Origin of the sequence: Thiomicrorhabdus marina (assembly GCF_017571465.1) — a bacterium.
In the GTDB taxonomy this organism is placed as follows: Bacteria; Pseudomonadota; Gammaproteobacteria; order Thiomicrospirales; family Thiomicrospiraceae; genus Thiomicrorhabdus; species Thiomicrorhabdus marina.
Map to the genome: position 1 here is coordinate 1 of NZ_JAGETV010000039.1, position 16669 is coordinate 16669.

16 protein-coding genes are annotated in these 16669 nt (G+C 44.5%); all 16 read right to left on the minus strand.

Going from position 1 to position 16669, the window contains the following annotated elements; genetic code table 11:
* A partial coding sequence (locus J3998_RS12385) for a hypothetical protein (RefSeq protein WP_208150987.1) occupies positions 1-1725 on the minus strand: 1725 nt, incomplete at its 3' end.
* Between the two features lie 127 nt (positions 1726-1852).
* The gene (gene fliJ / locus J3998_RS12390) at positions 1853-2293 is read right to left on the minus strand and encodes a flagellar export protein FliJ (RefSeq protein ID WP_208150988.1); all 441 of its coding nucleotides are present in this window, start codon (positions 2291-2293) and stop codon (positions 1853-1855) included.
* A gap of 11 nt (positions 2294-2304) precedes the next feature.
* On the minus strand, positions 2305-3666 hold the full coding sequence (gene fliI, locus J3998_RS12395) for a flagellar protein export ATPase FliI (RefSeq protein ID WP_425086098.1): 1362 nt from the start codon (positions 3664-3666) through the stop codon (positions 2305-2307).
* On the minus strand, positions 3635-4639 hold the full coding sequence (locus J3998_RS12400; protein WP_208150989.1) for a FliH/SctL family protein: 1005 nt from the start codon (positions 4637-4639) through the stop codon (positions 3635-3637). The genes fliI and J3998_RS12400 overlap by 32 nt, the downstream gene beginning before the upstream one ends.
* Entirely contained in the window at positions 4640-5668 is a 1029-nt protein-coding gene (gene fliG, locus J3998_RS12405) for a flagellar motor switch protein FliG (protein WP_208150990.1), read from the minus strand.
* A complete protein-coding gene (gene fliF, locus J3998_RS12410) occupies positions 5661-7361 on the minus strand; it encodes a flagellar basal-body MS-ring/collar protein FliF (protein WP_208150991.1) in 1701 nt (566 codons plus the stop codon). Before fliF ends, fliG begins: the two co-directional genes overlap by 8 nt.
* Positions 7362-7420: 59 nt before the next feature.
* A complete protein-coding gene (fliE, locus tag J3998_RS12415; RefSeq protein ID WP_208150992.1) occupies positions 7421-7762 on the minus strand; it encodes a flagellar hook-basal body complex protein FliE in 342 nt (113 codons plus the stop codon).
* Positions 7763-7856: 94 nt separating this feature from the next.
* A complete protein-coding gene (locus tag J3998_RS12420) occupies positions 7857-9296 on the minus strand; it encodes a sigma-54-dependent transcriptional regulator (protein WP_208150993.1) in 1440 nt (479 codons plus the stop codon).
* Between the two features lie 112 nt (positions 9297-9408).
* Positions 9409-10548: a sensor histidine kinase gene (locus J3998_RS12425; protein ID WP_208150994.1), complete on the minus strand. Its 1140-nt coding sequence runs from the start codon at positions 10546-10548 to the stop codon at positions 9409-9411.
* A gap of 9 nt (positions 10549-10557) precedes the next feature.
* Positions 10558-11664, minus strand: coding sequence for a sigma-54 interaction domain-containing protein (locus J3998_RS12430; RefSeq protein ID WP_208150995.1), 1107 nt, complete (start codon positions 11662-11664; stop codon positions 10558-10560).
* A 290-nt stretch (positions 11665-11954) separates the two neighbouring features.
* Positions 11955-12251 carry a hypothetical protein gene (locus J3998_RS12435; protein WP_208150996.1) on the minus strand — a complete coding sequence of 99 codons (297 nt, stop codon included), beginning with the start codon at positions 12249-12251 and terminating at the stop codon, positions 11955-11957.
* 9 nt (positions 12252-12260) lie between these two features.
* Complete coding sequence (fliS, locus tag J3998_RS12440; protein WP_208150997.1) at positions 12261-12692, minus strand: flagellar export chaperone FliS; 432 nt, start codon at positions 12690-12692, stop codon at positions 12261-12263.
* Positions 12693-12734: 42 nt separating this feature from the next.
* On the minus strand, positions 12735-15089 hold the full coding sequence (fliD, locus tag J3998_RS12445) for a flagellar filament capping protein FliD (RefSeq protein ID WP_208150998.1): 2355 nt from the start codon (positions 15087-15089) through the stop codon (positions 12735-12737).
* Positions 15090-15300: 211 nt separating this feature from the next.
* A complete protein-coding gene (locus J3998_RS12450; RefSeq protein ID WP_208150999.1) occupies positions 15301-15768 on the minus strand; it encodes a flagellar protein FlaG in 468 nt (155 codons plus the stop codon).
* Between the two features lie 26 nt (positions 15769-15794).
* Entirely contained in the window at positions 15795-16193 is a 399-nt protein-coding gene (locus tag J3998_RS12455) for a flagellar protein FlaG (protein ID WP_208151000.1), read from the minus strand.
* Positions 16194-16243: 50 nt separating this feature from the next.
* Positions 16244-16669 (minus strand): flagellin (locus tag J3998_RS12460; RefSeq protein ID WP_279576316.1); only part of this gene is annotated, 426 nt, incomplete at its 5' end.

Here is a 16669-nt window from a genome sequence, read left to right on the forward strand (position 1 = left end):
ACTCTGACCGGCAAGATTTTCAGTACTGCCAGAAGCATTCATTGTTGCATTGGCATTCGCTTGTACATTAGCCTGAGAATTAGCTTGCGGAGAAATTGATGCCGCTGCCGAAGTTTGCGCTCCGACATTAGCGGCCGTTTGTACCTGTACATTCGCTTGTGCACTTGCCGTTGCTTGGCCGGCATGCAACGCCGCTACATCAGTAATCTCTTCAACTTGCTGTACAGATTCTGCTTCATCAGCTAACTTGCCTTCATCAACTTTATCCGCTGCCTTACCTTGCAGTTTTTGCACTACTTGATCAGCAGCAAAACCGACTGAAGCAACAACCGCTTCATCAGTTAGCTCTTCCTCGATAACAAGCCCATCTTGCGCTAGTTGATGTGTTTGTACAGCGTGTTGTTCGCTAGCTGTGATTTCTTGTTCAAACTTGGCCTCGGTTTTAACCTCCGCTTGAACAGTTAACTCAGCATCGAATTGAGCATCAAGAGCGCTATTCGCTTGTTTACTGGTTGATTCCTCAATACCTTGCTGTGCCATACCATTTGATTTTTCAAGCGCTTGCTGACGATTGGCCTCAACCATCGCTACTTGGTTCTCGGCTTCTTTACCTACAATCTGCTCCGCTCTAGCGGTATTTTCTTCAACACGAACCTTACCTTGAATCGATTCTGCATCAACATGCCGATGCTTGGTTTGAGCCACATCAGCAACTTTGTTGTTCAGCACTTTCGTTACAGACTCATTTGCCGTGTTCACCTCAACATGATTCGCAGGCAGTTTACCGGTATTATCGACGTTTAGCCCCTGCGCAGCTTTGCTCAAGTCAACTTTTACTGCTTCTGTAGCAAGTTTTTCTCGTTGTTGCAGTGGCTGTCTGTTTTCATCAGCAACCACGTTCGCCACACGAGCAGCCGTTTCATGGAGCTGATTAACAGGGCGCTCAGGAAAATCGCCAAAAGCAACTTTCACATCAACATCCACACCGGCTTCTTGCGCCATATTCTGCACCGCAGTTTGCAGTTTTTGCGTTAACTCATCAGTCTCGCTCTCTGACACCACAGAACTCTGCGCCAACAATTCACTTCGCAATCGAGCAACAATTTGCTCACGAGGCTGTTGCGCAAATTCAGGGTAGGCAACTTGCAAACGATTCGCTAAAGCATTCAAAACCGAACCGGTATTGCTCGCACTATTTTGATCAGCCTCAGCCCCCAAATCCATAGCCGCCAATTCATTCTGCAAACTTTGCCCCCATCCGGCAGGCAACTGTTGCAGACGATTAGTAGCAGTACCAGCTGCTGTAATCTGCATTGCTTGAGCGGTATCAAGGTCAGGCGCTTCGACTTTCATTGCTGATGTAGCGGTATATCCTTGCAAATCTCGAAAAACATCCTTAAGACGACTATGTAACGCGATTTCATCTTCGACATCACCGTCTTCCGCAACTGCTAACTTAGTATTCAACAGGCGCTCTAAACCAGCACTGATAGAATGCTGTTCGCCAACATCAACTTGCTCTGTCATAACCGCATTAGCCGTCAGCTTTGTGCTCGAATTATCCGACGCTACCGATTGGCTTTTCAGGTAATCCAAAAACTGTGCGAATGGCGATTTCTGCCCTTCAAGTGGCAATTCTTGCCCTTGTTCAGCCTCAGTTTGGTTACCAACCTGCAAGGCGGCAATAATCGTGCTTCGATCTTGTGTTTGTTCTAGGGCTAACATCTTGTTTTGCTCTCTGTTTGCCAGTCTTGCCGGTTTCACAGCAACTACTATGCCTAAAATACAGAAACCAATAACGGAAAATTAAAGAAAGGGTCTAAGACATTCTTTTAATAGAAACATGGATAAGTCAAAGCGAATGATTAGAAACTTGTTGCGCCGCCAATTCATCCAACATCTTTTGCTCTTGACGATTTAATTTCAAATCACGCTGTTTACGCTTTTTTTCCAATAAAGTTTGCAAGGCTTTAAAACGCGCACGCTTTTCACGCCATGCTTCCAATGCCTTTTCTACCATAAGCTGTTTTTGTTGATACGCTTCACTTTGGGCTTGAATTGCTTGATGAAGCTTTTCACCAAACGCGGCATGAGTCTGAAGTTGCGCTACACTCTGAGCAGGACCTTGTACCGGCTGCTGCGCATATTCTTGCACATAATTCTGCAACGCTTCTAACTGAGACTGCGCCTGTTGCATCTCTTCCTGCATAAAAGCGACCGTTTTACCGGCATTGTCCATTTCCATCTCGGCCAATTCGACCAACTTATTCCAGCGTTGAATATCCGAACTCATCGCCAACTACCTTAACGCAGGGACTGCTGAAGCGCTTCGACCGATGCCTGAAAGCTAAACTGCTGCTTAATCTGTTGCGACAGGAAACCGTTTAAGGCCTCATTTTTAGCAATCGACTCATCAATCAAAGCATCCGAGCCTTTACGATAAGCGCCGACATGGATTAAATCCTGATTTTGCTGATAAGCCGAGTACAGACGTTTGAAATGACGCGCCAATTTCATCTGCTGCTCACTGGCAATTTCCACCATCACACGACTGACTGACGATTCTATGTCAATCGCCGGATAACGACCGCTATCCGCCACTTCACGGGACAATACAATATGCCCATCCAATACACCACGCGCCGAATCCACTACTGGATCGGACTGATCATCACCTTCTGCCAAAACCGTATAGATGGCGGTAATCGAACCACTATCAGATTTACCATTACCGGCGCGCTCTACTAACTGAGGGAGCTTGGCGAAAACCGAAGGCGGGTAACCTTTGCTGGCTGGCGGTTCCCCGACCGCTAGCGCTATTTCACGCTGCGCCTGCGCAAAACGGGTTAAAGAATCCATTAGCAATAAAACCCGTTTACCTTGATCACGGAAATACTCGGCAATCGCCGTCGCCAACATCGCACCGTGCATTCTCATTAGCGGCGGATCATCAGCCGGAGTCGCCACCACGACAGAACGTTTTAAACCCTCTTCACCTAAGTTGTGGCGAACAAATTCATTTACCTCGCGACCACGTTCCCCAACCAAGCCAACGACTACAACATCAGCATTGGTAAAACGGGTCATCATCCCAAGCAACACACTTTTACCTACGCCGGTTCCCGCCATTAAACCGACGCGTTGCCCTTGACCAAGAGTCAATAAAGCGTTAATTGCCTTAATACCGACATCCAGCGGTTCACTAATCGGATGACGGTCTAAAGGATTGATTTTTTCGCCGTTTAAACTGACGTAGCGTTCAACTTCAATTGCGCCTTTCCCATCCAATGGCTTAGCCGAACCATCCACCACGCGACCTAGCAACCCCGGACCGACGCCGACTTTCACGCCGCCTTCAACCGGAACCACCTTGGCGTTCGGAGCAAGCCCATGGGTACTACCAATCGCCATCAGATATAGGCGATCATTATGAAAACCGACCACTTCAGCTTCGACAGGTGGATTATTACCGTTAAAAATTTGGCAACGTGAACCAATCGCAGCATAAGTACCGACAACTTCAAGCGTCATGCCGACCATACGCACCAAACGACCCGCCACCTGCAAAGACGGTGCTTGCCATTGCATCTGTTTTAAGGCTTGCATTTGCTCAACCAAATTCTGGTTAAACTGACTACTCATTAACGGGGTCGGATTGTTTGACATTTTTTGGCTCCGCTGGAGAATCTTTAGCGGTCACGTTCTTTTTGGCGGGAAAATCAGAGGCACTGACGTCAGGAATATCAGCAGCAATAGGTTTCACTGGAGCAAACTCACTTTCAGAAAACTCGCCCTGCTCATCCCAAGGTATATCGTCCATACCTTCTTGCTGGATTTGCTGCGCTTTTTCTTTTGCTTCAGTGAGCGCTTCAACATTATTGGTAATCTGCTCTTTTAAATCCAAAAATCGGTTCTGCCAACAATTATGCACTGAACTAAATTGCTGCTTAACCAGACAACCACCGGGCAAAATAGCACCATCCGCCTTCAGTTGATAATCTTTTAACCAGTCGGTTTCAAGCTCTTTCAAAAAAGCCAAATCCTCCGGGTTAAACACGACTTCAATCGGCGCATCAGATTCCGGCAAAGTTTGAATCGATTCTTTAACGGCTTGCTCCAACCATTCGGCATTCTGCGCCAGACGCTCGCCGATTAACTGCTCGGCAATGAAGGAGGAGAACTGCACGATTTCATCAAACAAACTCTGTTCCATCTGTTGCTGAGGCGCTTGCAGACTCTTTAACAGTTCGTTCATCGCTTGAATTTTAGGAAATAAGAAATCGCGGGTTTGCGAATAGGCTTGCGATTTACCGGTCGCTTCGCCCTCTTGCTGACCGAGTTTAAAACCGGCGTCATAACCTTCTTGATAAGCACTGTCATAGACTTCTTTTTTAAACATATCGCTACGCTTCTGTAGCTCAGGCTGAATCTGCTTTTCAACCTCTTGTCGAATGACTTCTTGCTTAAAATCTTCTTTTCTTTGCGCTTCTTGTTCAAAATCACTCAACGTCCAAGGCACAATCGCTTCGGCACTGACTTTCTGTGTCAGCGTTTCACCGTCAATTAACTGACCTCGCACCTTAAGGTTTTCATTATCTTGAACCTCATGTGCGCCAGCTTTATCCAGCGAACCGCTCATTTACACAAACTCCTCGCCACCGCCCGGCATCATCAATTTCTCTTCGTCGGCTAAGCGGCGTACGGTTTGGATAATGGTTCTTTGTGCATCTTCAACCGCACTGAGTTTAACTGGCCCACCCGTTTCCAAATCGTCACGCATAATTTCCGCTTGACGTTTGGAGACATTCGATAAGAATTTTTCACGCAGATTCACATCTGCCCCTTTCAGCGCAACAATCAATACATCGCTTGGTACTTCGCCAACCAGAGTTTGAATACCGCGATCATCAATGCCGGAAATATCATCAAAGACAAACATCTTGTCTTGAATGGCACTACTGACGTCTTCATGTTCAGTGGCAATGTCATCTAAAATGCGTGAATCAATGCCGCCACCGACCAAGTTAAGGATTTCTGCAGCGCGTTTTTCACCGCCAATCGTTGCAAGCTTACCGCCTTCGCCATCACCTGAAGCAGACTCCAAGACGTTGTTCAAGTCAAACAGCGCGCGCGGTTGGATGGTCGACAAGGTCGCAATACGATAGACCACTTCCGCTTGAAAACGCTCTGGAATCCCTCGTAATACCTCTGCCGCTTGGTCCGAATCAAAGTAAGACAGGACTATCGCCACTACTTGCGGGTGCTCATTACGCAACATATTGGAAATAGTCGAAGGATGCATCCACTTAAGTGCTTCCAGACCTTTGACTTGATCGCCAAGCATGGTCGCATCCAGCATACCGCCAGCACCATCGCCTAAGGCATCAGCCATTAGAGATTGAGCAAATTCGCTTGGATCAACGCCCAGAGCATCCTCGCCAATTTCTTTTAGAAAAGAGCGCATCACAAAATGTATATCGCTATGGCTGACCCCTTCAATATTGGTCATTGCCGAACCAAGCTGCTGTACTTCACGCGGGTTCAAATTTTGTAGAATTTTCGCCGCGCTCTCTTTACCCAAAGCCAGCATAAAAATCGAAGCTTTATCTATGCCGGAGATCTCTCGACTTGGCAGTGTTTCTTCTAATTCAGGAATATCATTAGCCATTGTCATCTCCTGCATTCATCCATTGACGGATAACATGGGCGGCCACTTTCGGATTGGTGTCGACAATCGCACGGACTTTTTCTAAGATGTCATGCTCTGCCTTCGACTCCGCTTCGGCATTCGCAGCGGTCTGCTCAACCTCGGCATTCATTTTCTCTAACGCTTTAGAAATCTCGTCAACGTTTTCGACCTGCTCAACGTCTTCCGGCACATCTTCAGGATACTCAAGCGCCACTTCTTCACGTTTCGACAGATCACGCATAATTGGGCGAATCACAGCCAAAATAATAATCAGTACAGCAAGACCGGCGAGGAACTGTTTAACAAAATCCCAGAACCACGACTCTTGCCAAATAGGCGGATTTTCAATCTCTTCTTCAGGAGCTACCGCAAAAGACGCATTAACCACCGTTAACGTATCTCCGCGAGTCTCATCCAATGCCACCGTATCACTGACCAGTTGGCGATAACGCAACAACTCTTCATCGGTCATAGCAATACGCTGCATCAGACCTTCTTCGTTTAAGGTCGTTTTATCATCTAGCACCACCGCTACAGATAAACGACGAATACTGCCGACTGAATTCTTGATGTGGCTGATGGTACGATCTAGCTCGTAGTTTTTGGTTTTCTTCTCACTCGAACTTTTCAGGTTCGGGTCATTTTCCGGTGTATAGCCTTCTTCCGGAGCCAAACCGGCACGAGGTGGTTGATTAGTTAATGCGCCTGGGATTCCCGTTGGGCCTTTGTCGCGATTGATTTCTCGAATTTCCTGTTCAGAACGAACTGCATCTGGATCAGGTTGGTAATTTTCGCGGGTCTGCTCTTCTTGGGTAAAATCCAGTTCAGCAGTGACTTGCGCACGCACCTTATCGACACCACCGACAATCGGTGCCAATAAATCGACAATTCGTGCTGAAAGGGTTTGTTCGACTTGGCGAGTATAATCCAGCTGTTTCATACTCATATGCAACATACTGCCGCTATTGCGGCTATCGCCGGTCAACAAATTACCGTTTTGATCAACCACGGTAACATCTCCCGGTTCCATATTCGGAATACTGGAAGCGACCAGATAGACAATCGAGCTGACCTGCTCATCGTTTAGCGAGCGACCCGGATAAAGCTTAACCGCTACCGAGCCGGTCGGCTTTTGCTGCTTGCGAACAAACACCGACCGCTTAGGTAGACCCAGCATCACTCTTGCAGATTTAACCGCATTGATACTTGCAACCGATTTCGCTAGCTCGCCTTCCAAGGCGCGGTGATATTGAGTGGTTTCTTTGAATTGCGAAATACCAAAGCCCTGCTCTTGGTCAAGCAGTTGATAGCCGCTGGCCGCTTGTTTTGGATAACCGGCTGCCGCCAACTTTAAACGTAAGGCATGTACTTGATCGGAAGGAACCAAAAGCCCACCGCTATTGGTATCGATTTTGTAGGAAACCGCATCTTGTTCAAGCGTCTGCACGATCTCGTTCATATCTTGCGGATCGATTGAACCGAATAGAAGCGTATATGGCTTTGCTTGCGACCACATAATAATACCGACCACCAACGCCAAAGTGGCGGCCAGCGCAATAACCAGACCCACCTGTTTGGCAACCGGTAATGCGGTGAGATTATTAATAAACGTTGAACTCGTACCTGGTGGCGCGTTCAGAGGATTATTAACGGTTGCTTGGGTCTCTGCCATGGGACAAACTTTTCATTAAAAAGCCACGCATTCAGCATGACTTGGGTGAATTTAGCCAATTAAATAGGCATTTGGGTAACTTCTTTATAAGCTTCAACTAACTTATTACGCACTTGCGTCATAGCTTGGAACGATAAACTGGCTTTTTGTGCTTGCAGCATGACTTCTGAGAGCTCAACATCAGAATCACCACGCTCGAAAGCTTCTTTAAAATCTTTCGATTTGTGCTGTTCCTTATTTACAGCTTCAATGGAATGTGTCAATAAATCGGCAAAATTTTCCGGTTTCTCTCCACTTTCTGCCGCTTGCACCACTTGGCTCCCGCCAACAGGATTGGCTTGCGCCTGTGCCGCTAAAGAACGCATTTGCAGTAGTAAGCTTTGTGTATCCACTGAACTCATTGTTTACTGTCTCCGTAATAGCCCGTCAATGTATTTCGCTTTATATTATTTTGCAAGAACAATCAGCAAAGCTTATGCCATCTTGCAAAATCAACTAAGGTACATCAACCCCCTGCTCCTTGAGTTTAGCAATTTTATAACGCAAAGTGCGCGGACTTATATTCAATGCTTCCGCGGTCTTTTGACGATGTCCAGAGAATTGTTGCAGGGTTTGTAAAATCAACTGCATCTCACGCGCTTTTAAATCAACCGGAAGCGCTTGTTCATTCCAGACAGCATTACCATTATCAGTCGGAGCGACAACATTTTCTATTGCATCATTTACAAATAGAGTTTCTTCAAATTCAGGCTCTGAATTCTGCTGAGATTCATCCACTCGTTCACTTCTAGCAAAATTATGCATTGAACCGTCCATCGCGTCGTCCAAAAGAATATCGCTCTCTTGAATCGCATCGCCGTTCATCATTAACAGCGCTCGCTGCATGACATTATCCAGTTCTCGAATATTACCCGGCCACGGATATTGCAAAAGTTTTCTCATTGCCGGCGCAGTAATCATCGGTTGCACGCGACTTACACCACAGTGACGAGCAATCAAACGATCGGCTATCGCAGCAATATCTTTCGGGCGTTCTTGCAACGGCGGTAAGCGCATCGGAAATACATTTAAGCGATAATATAAATCCTCGCGAAAACGACCTTCTTCAATCGCTTGCTTCATATTGATATTGGAAGCACTCAACACACGAACATCTAAGCTAATCGTTTTAGTACTACCGATGCGTTCTACTTCGCGCTCTTGTAAAACACGTAACAGCTTAGCTTGTAAATCGGCTTTCATTTCACCTATTTCATCTAAGAACAGGGTACCACCTTGCGCTTGCTCAAACTTACCCGGCATAGATTTCATCGCGCCGGTAAACGATCCTTTTTCATAACCAAACAAGGTCGCTTCAAGCATATTTTCTGGGATTGCCGCACAGTTAATCGCCACAAAAGGCCCACTGTTTCGATCCGATTGCGCATGAATATAGCGCGCCAGCACTTCTTTACCTGTACCGCTGGCACCACCGATAAAAATACTGGCATCGCTTTTAGCGACTTTCTGCGCCATGGTTTTCAACTGCACAGTTACCGGATCGGAAGCGACAAAATCATCTTCGGATGAAGCATCGCGGTTGAAGTAAGCTTTGGCTTTTTCCACCAGCACTTTGGCCTCAAATGGCTTTTCGATGTAATCCACCGCTCCATGCTTCACAGCAGCCACCGCCTGCTCAACCGTGCCGTAAGCGGTCATCAAAACAATGGGCAAATAAGGTTTGTAGGCTCGTAGACGCTTCATCAACGTATAGCCGTCCATACCGTCCATGCGAATATCAGTGAACACCATACCGATTTCATCGTCCAAAGCCTGCAATGCTTGTTCAGCGGAACTGACCGCCAAAACTTCAAACTGGTTCAGACTTAAAATATCAACTAACGCTTCCTGCAATTCGGCATCGTCTTCAACCACTAAAATTTTCGCAATACTCATTCCTAAACCTACCGGATATTCATAAATTATGTTCAGCCATACATCATTTTGCTACAGCAAGATGAAAAGCGTGCGGAATCGTTATTTTATTTAGACGAATTTTCAACAAACCTTAATCTCCCCTGGCTTTGACTGGAAGACGTATACCAAACTTAGAACCATAGCCAACTATGGATTTCACCCAAGCCTCACCTTGATGGGCTTCGGCAATCGCTCGAACCACTGATAAACCAAGACCGGTACCTTTAGCTCGACTGGTATAGAAGGGTTCGAAAATCTTTTCCAAATTCTCTTCTTCAATGCCCGGCCCATTATCGGTGACGGTAATATCGACAACGCCATTACCCGCAACGACAGTGACTTGAATTACCGCATCAGCGCCGATGACATCCAAAGCGTTATTGATAAGGTTTTGCAATGCCGTAGACAACGAATCCATATCACCGACCAATTCAATCTGATCGGCAGAACCGTCATAATGCAGTTCCGCGTGTAATGACTCAACACGCGGCTGACACTGATTAACGGCATGTTCAACAACGGTCTGTAAGTAAATTTGATTTTTTGGAACCGTGCCGCCTTTAGCATACTGCAACATATCTTGAACCAAAGATTCCAAATGATGCAAACTGCCTTGCACTTTTCCGGTAAAACGTTCCCGCTGCTCGCTCGGTAAATCTTGTTCGTTTAACTGTGAAACATACAACATTGCTGACGACAGCGGTGTACGAATCTGATGCGCAAGGGATGCTGCCATTTCGCCCATGGAAGCTAAACGTTGATGGCGACTTTTATGTTCCTGTAACTGATGAGAAGCGGTCACATCCTGCAACAATAAAATCCGGCCAACCTCTTGATCTAAAGCGGTATTAGATAGCTGATAAACCTGACCGCTGTGGGTAATCAACTGATGGGCTTTGTTCTTTTTTAAAAAGACGTTTTTCTGCACCACTGACCAACTTCTGTTTATCGCATCGGCGCCTAAGATCTGCTCTGCACTCGGATTCATTTCAGTGATCTGATTGGATTCATCTAAAACAATAACTGCCGCCGGTAATAAGTCCAACAATCGCCCGAGGCGGTCAGCCATACGCCGTTTTTCTTTATCGCTCTGTGCTAATTGCTCTTGTAAATTTTCGGTTCTTTGTTGCAGGGCATTGTAGCTTTGCGTAAGCTGCTCGCTGGTTTGGTTAAACAGAGTAAAAGCTTCTTCAAGCTCTTGTATCCGCGCTGTTTGATCTTGGGCTTGCAAATCCAATCCTTAGTTCAATTCGTATTTACGAATCTTCTCGACGAGCGTGGTTCGGTTAGTTTTCAGCAATTTAGCAGCCTGCGAAACATTTCCTTCAGTCTGCTCCAATGCCTTTTGAATCAATTTAACTTCCATGTCCACCAGATACGATTTCAAATCCAGACCTTCCTCAAGATCAATCGTTTCACTAACCGAATTTTCTGTCATTTCGCTCACTGGCAAAGCCGCCGCTTCTTCGACAATATGCACAGTACGATTTTCTTCAACCGGCTTAGAACGAGCCGTTTCTTGATCAGAACCATTAGCCACTTTCAATACCGGAATTTCGGCAATCATTTCTGCGGTCGGCTCAACTTGATAGCGTTCCGGCAGATCATCAAACTCGACAACATTGTCCTCAAACAAAATCGTCAAACGTTCTGCCAAATTCCCCAACTCGCGAACATTTCCCGGCCAGTTATAGGCTTGCAAAGCGAGCTGCGCCTTTTCACTCAATTTTGGCGTTTTACGTTCGGCATCGGCAATACGCGAAAACATAAATTCCAGAAGCTCAGGAATATCTTCTTTGCGCTCACGCAGTGATGGCATTTCAATTGGAAAAACATTCAGACGATAGAATAAATCTTCACGGAAGTTGCCTTCCTTGATGTGATCTTCCAAATCGCGATGCGTTGCCGCCACCACACGAACGTCGCATTCAAAAGTGGTATTCCCGCCAACACGCTCGTAATTTCGCTCCTGCAACACGCGCAGTAACTTAACCTGCATCGGCAATGGCATATCGCCGATTTCATCCAAAAAAATGGTGCCCTTTTCCGCCATCTCAAAGCGACCTTTTCTGGCAGTAATAGCGCCGGTAAAAGCGCCTTTTTCGTGCCCAAACAGTTCACTTTCCAGTAATTCTCCGGGAATTGCACCGCAGTTAATCGGAATAAAAGACTTTTGCGAACGACTAGAGGCGTTATGCAGTGTTTGTGCAACCACTTCCTTGCCGGTACCGGATTCACCGAGGATTAAAACGGAAGCGTCGGTTTTAGCGACTTGCTGAATAAGTTTTTTGACTTTTTGCATGGCTTGGCCGGAGCCAATCAGAGACGAAAATAGGTCAGATGACATGAGCAATACTCAACTTCGTGATTTTGCTTATATTTATAAAGACTTTATAAAAAAATGTCAAAAATTTGACGTCATTATTTTACTAACCGAAAGAAGGCAAATACTTAATAAATTAATTGAGATTAACCGATATAACCAATTGATTTAATTAGATAATTAAACCGGATTACAAATAAGAAAGCGGCTATTAAAACCTAAGAAGAGTAGAATGCACAGGATAACCACTTTACTTTTTAAGCCAATAGTTATCCCAAATTAAGTTTCTGGAAAAGCGTTATCGTTGAAAACGCTTAGATTTGTACGAATTTTTTTACTTTTTCATTCGCTTTCAAGTCTTTCAACAATGCGCTGCCTAAATCTGTTTGAGTTCGATTTAGCGAATCTTCAAGAATTAGAGCATCCTCCAGCAAAACTGCTCTAATCGATTCAAGCGCAGAACCATACTTATTAACCATTTTTTCCAGCCGAGGCTGCCACTGGCTTTGCATAACCGCCAACTCTGAAAACTTACGCTGCTGAGCAAGTAGCAACATTTTCTTAGAGTCGGCCAGTAGCTTAAGCTTGTCTACTTCAAACTGAGAATTCATATAAACAACTTAATTCACGCGTTGAATCTGTTCTTTTGAAGCGCGTTTAATATCTTCCGGCATTTGCTGCCATGCTTCTTGCAAACCGGTAATATGTTCAACAACTTCGTCAATTTTTTGTACATCATTTTGCGTCGAGGCCATAAAGACTGTTCGGTAACAGTAGTCATAGAGCGAGTATAAATTCTCGGCAACTTCTCCACCACTCTCTAGATCAACACCGGCTCTCAGCTCGTTAATAATAGCAATGGCTTTATTGGAAAATTCCGCTTTTTTCGGATAATTTTTCTGCTCGATAAAAACCTTAGCTAATTTCAGATTTTTTAACAACGCTGAATAAAGCAGTTCAACTAACTTATGCGGTGATGCCTCAGTTACAGCAGTTTCAACAAAGTTTTTTGCATATTGTTGCGCCATTTTATTTTGTGCGGCATATGTCATTTTTATTGTCCCTCGTGTATTTTTTTATTTCACAAAGCCAAATTAGCTATCACTGGAGTTACTGAATGTCTGCGACAAATAACTCCTAGTTTGCTCTGCACTAGATAGTATCGACTGCAATGCCGAAAACTGAAGTTGATATTTCAACAAAAGTGTTTCATACCGAGCATCCAACTTCTCTTGTTTGGCATCATAATCCTCATTTTTACTATTTAACGATTCGATACGCTGAGTTACCAACCCATTGTCTGCTTCAAAAATATTCGTAATCGCCTCTTCTAAACGACTCGCAAATCCCTGAACAAAAGTAATCGTGCCTCTGGATGCCAAACTGGTAGAGCCCGCATCGCCGTCAGTCGCATCGCCATCTCCATCGTCAAAAACCCCACCTAGGACTTCAAACTGCAAACCGCGTAATTCTTCAGCCGGCGCATAATTAGAAATATTGATACGTCTGCCATCACTGCCATCCACATAGGCTCCAAGGTTGAGAGATCCACTTTCCGTATAAATTTTTCCATCAACATTTTGGCCGGTTTCTGAACCGGCTAATAAGCTAAGCTCAGTTAATCCACTGACATTGCTAATCTCTACTTTAGAGGATGTACCATAACGGGATGAAATAATGCTAAGTTCGCCATTATCGGCGGTTACCGAAACTGAAGAACCGGCTGACTGCAATTCCGGTGAACCGTTTAAACTGCTTTGCATGTAACTGGCAATTTCAGAAAGCGTGTAATCGCCGGCAGCCATATTAAAGGTCGTAACATCGGAACCATTAACCGCCACATCAAAGCTTCCAGCCGTTAGGTTCACCAACTGCTCGCCCGAATAATTCGTTTGCGTAAAGCCTTGATTACTTAACCCAACCACATTTGTTAAATCAATAGCCCCTTTTGTATCCGCAGCAGTAATTTCAAATCGAGATTGAGTCGTATCGTAATCAATTAAATAATCACCATTTGCGCCACCTGCACCGGTAATGGCACTATCAATCTGACCCTGCATATAAGCCAGTAAACCTGCCGAATCTGCATATGAACCGGCAGCAAAATTGATCGTTGTTCCATTTAAATCAAACGAACCGTCTTCAAGTATTAGCATCGCCTCCTGATCAAAAACCTGACCACCGGCAACACGTTCATCCGTATCAAGAGTTGCTGTAGAACTGCTAGTGGCACGGGTAGCAACTTGACTGATTTCTAATTCATAACTGCCTGTCTGTGTTCGATCATTCCCACCAAGAACATTGACTAATGGATCATCAGAACTTCCACCACGTGCAAATACATTTTTCAGATAATCAAGCCCTTGAGCGGCAACACTTTGCAATTTAGACTCATCGACCTCCATAACCCCATCGCGATCAATACTTAAACCAATCATCGACAAACTGTTATAGGACGAACCCAGCTCATCAATAACACCACTGATAGAACTTTGCAGCTCGCTACGAACTTGTCTTAAAACCGAAGAACCGGCTAAGTCTCCCCAATATTGGTACGCTTCATCTTCAACCTGATCCGAAGTCAACTCTTCATAGCTTCCAAGCTCATCCAAAATCGTATCAAGTTGGTTATAAACTTCGACAAACGATTGAACCGTTTCCACCATAGATGAGGTATCTTGACTAACACTCAACGTATTCACGACACCAGGCTGGGCTGACTTAAGGTCGATAGACATTCCCGGAATCACTTCATCAAAAGTGTTCTTTGTGCTGGTCACGCTTAAACCATTAATCACCATAACGGCATCTTGAGCAACTGAGGTCGTCGTTAAGCCATTAACGTCAATGTCAGCAATGCCAGAAATTTGCATTTGGTTAGCTGCACCGGTCTCTTTGGAAGTGAACATTAACTGGTAACCATTACCGGTATTAATCACCGAAGCATTGACACCATAATCGCCATTATTAATCGTTCTCTGCAACCCTTCTAAAGTATTGTTCGTGCCATCAATAGTAATATCATGCTGACTTCCGGCAACCGAAATAGACAGGGTACCGGTCGCAATGCTGTCTGCCGTCGAAGAATAGACCTTATTTGCCACTTGCGTATTGGCTTGTGCTAATTGGCGAGCTTCAATTTGATAGCTTCCATTTGTCACCGAACCCGTGGCAGTACCAGAAATAAGCGATTCATTCGAAGAAGATACAGAGTATTTTGAAAAAGTTTCCGGATTAGAAAGATCAGTCACATAAGTTTTGAAAGCTGAAATATTTGACTGCAAATAGGTCAAAGCATTTAATTCTGTATTAGTTTTGTCACGGTTGCGATCCAATATAGAGGTCGGCCCTGCTACTTCTGCCTCTGCTAAAACCTTAGCCATATTCCCTACATCAAATGTGCTACTTGTAATCGAGTTAACTAACGTAGTACCAATTTCATTGGCCATGACCATCTCCTTTCCAAAATAACCTTTCGCTTTCTCTCTTAGCGACTAATTCAAGGCTTATCTATCGTCTAGTTTAGCGACATTTATGCCAAGGTTACACGCCAATTAAGGCTAAATATTTCACTATTACTATTAATATCGGCTGAATTTACAAAAGCTTTAAACAAAAAAAGCGGCCATATAAGACCGCTAAACACACAAGGGAACTGGCTTAAGCCGTTTGATTGGTTAAAAGACCAATCGGGCTACTTGAACCTGACTGTGCCTGGTTCAAGGTTTGATGGGTTTCTAAAAACTTTGTAATATTTTTGGAAACCTCTAAAAGTTCTTTGGCAGGAATCTGACGGATAATCTCATCGGTTTCACTGTCTTTAATAAAAATCACCATCTTTTGAGAATCGTCGTCTTTTTCAAAACGCAGGTAATTTTGTAATGTTTGCAATTGTTGATTCAAGTTTTCCATTAAGGCATCTACTTCTTGCGAATCAACAATTGTCTGTTGTTTGGCTTGAGTGGAAGAGACCTGTTGTGAGCTTGCCTCTTGAACATCATTTGTTCGATTCGAACGAATTTCCGTATCAGCAGCTTGCGTCTCTTCCCTCAAGGATTTGGAAGTTCTATCAAGTTTGCTCAAGTCTGAACTATTTTGATATGCTTGCATAACATTTAAATCTGCCATACTTGCCTCCAATAAAATCGTATCATCTATATGATTTCATTGATTATCTGACCTGTCAAACTCTCCTTGTTATCACTTCCGGTTTCTTGTATCCGTTCTAAGTAATCTTGAATGTTTTTAATAAACTTTAAAGAGTCTTCAGTCGGGAATTGTTTAATTAATTCATCGGTAGATTTATCAAACACTTGCACTACTGTTTGGTTAGTTGATTCATCAACCCCAAAAGTAATACTTTGCCCCAATTTTTCCAGTTGGCGATTGATCTGTTCAACACGAGGTTCAATCTGTTCTTTAGAAACGCTGACGGCTTGTTGCGAAATCGATGATGAATCTTGCGGGCTAACCCCTTCTACACGGTTGGTAACTTCCGTTACTTTTTGAGTAGAAGGGGTCTCGATTGATGTATTCAAAGCTGATACTTCCATCGTTTTCCCCTCCATTACTCTTAAGTATTACTTAAGAAGTTAACTCACTACTAACGAAGTAGTGATAGTACGTTTTGCGAGTTAGCATTCGCTTGCGATAGCATGCTCATACCCGCTTGTTGTAGCACTTGCGTACGCGCTAGGTTGGCAGACTCTTTCGCAAAGTCAGCATCCTGGATTTGTGAGCGAGCCGCACTCATATTTTCACTCACATTGCTCAAGTTAGAGATTGTGTATTCCATTCGGTTTTGTACTGCACCTAGACCAGCACGATAATCATTAATGGTTGTTAAGGCAGTATCAATACTATCAACAGCCACTTTTGCATTTGCTGAAGTTAGAACATCTAGAGTTTCTACTCCATCCACGGAGTAGGCTGTACCTAGAGTAATTGCCCCCAAAGTTGCATCATTATTACCACCTGCAGTAATATCACCTGCGACTAGGTTTTCTTCTGATGATTTCACTGTTAAGGT